The following is a 1,025-nucleotide window of genomic DNA, read 5'->3' on the forward strand; positions in this document are numbered from 1 at the left end:
TGGCTTTGGTGCAGCAAAAAATCTGACTGACTTTGCCGTTTCTGGCGCGGAATGCTCGATTAATACACACGTTGCACAAGCTTGCCGTGCGTTCGCAAATGCCAACAAGCCTGCCGGTTACCTCTGCATTGCCCCTGTCATTATTCCTATGATTTACGAACATGGCGTAAAAGGCACAATAGGTAATGATGACGCAACCGCAGCTGCGTTTCACCAAATGGGTGGAGAGCACGTTGAATGTAACGTAGATGAGTATGTGTTTGACGAGAAACACAATGTGCTTTCTACGCCAGCTTACATGTTAGCGCAGAATATCTCACAAGCAGCTTCAGGCATCGCTAAATTGGTATCAAAATTGGTCGAAATCTCCTAATTACTGATAGATAACTTAAAACTCAATTTTAAATCCCCATTGATAGATCGAATATCAATGGTGATTTTTTATACTTTATTCTAATTGAGATATAAATCATCATCAGATTTCAATTTTTACCAATCGTTTGCGTTAATAGTTGCATATTTGGGCTACGTTGTATTTGTGTTGCACCTCCACACTGTGCAACAAGATCGCTGTCACAGTTTCCTCCTTTAAAGTACCCCTAAATGGGTAAACTTGCTCTGGATCAATTTCGTTCTAGAAAGGGGTGTGCGACAGTTAAATGGCAAATTATGAAAGATTATTAATAATAACAACGGAGCAATCCAATATGACAAGTGCATTTTTTATCCCTACGGTAAACCTAATGGGCGCTGGCTGCCTAAAAGACGCAGCAAACAGCATCCAATCTCAAGGCTTTAAGAAAGGTTGGATCGTTACGGATAAGATCCTTAACCAAATCGGCGTAGTAAAACAGGTTCAAGATCTTCTTACTGAACGCGGCGTAGCAACCGTTGTGTTCGATGGCACTCAACCAAACCCTACAATCACCAACGTTAATGACGGCTTAGCTCTTCTAAAAGAGAACGAATGTGACTTCGTAATTTCACTTGGTGGTGGCTCACCACACGATTGTGCAAAAGGCATC

At 41.7% G+C, this 1,025-nt stretch carries 1 protein-coding gene and 1 pseudogene; both read left to right on the plus strand.

What is annotated here, in order from left to right:
* Positions 1 to 373, plus strand: a pseudogene (locus tag R7Q48_RS24960) (isoprenoid biosynthesis protein ElbB); the annotation flags it as partial.
* 334 nt (positions 374 to 707) lie between these two features.
* Positions 708 to 1,025: iron-containing alcohol dehydrogenase (locus R7Q48_RS24965; protein ID WP_318132805.1), on the plus strand; the 318-nt coding region annotated here is incomplete at its 3' end.

Source organism: Vibrio sp. 378 (assembly GCF_033339435.1).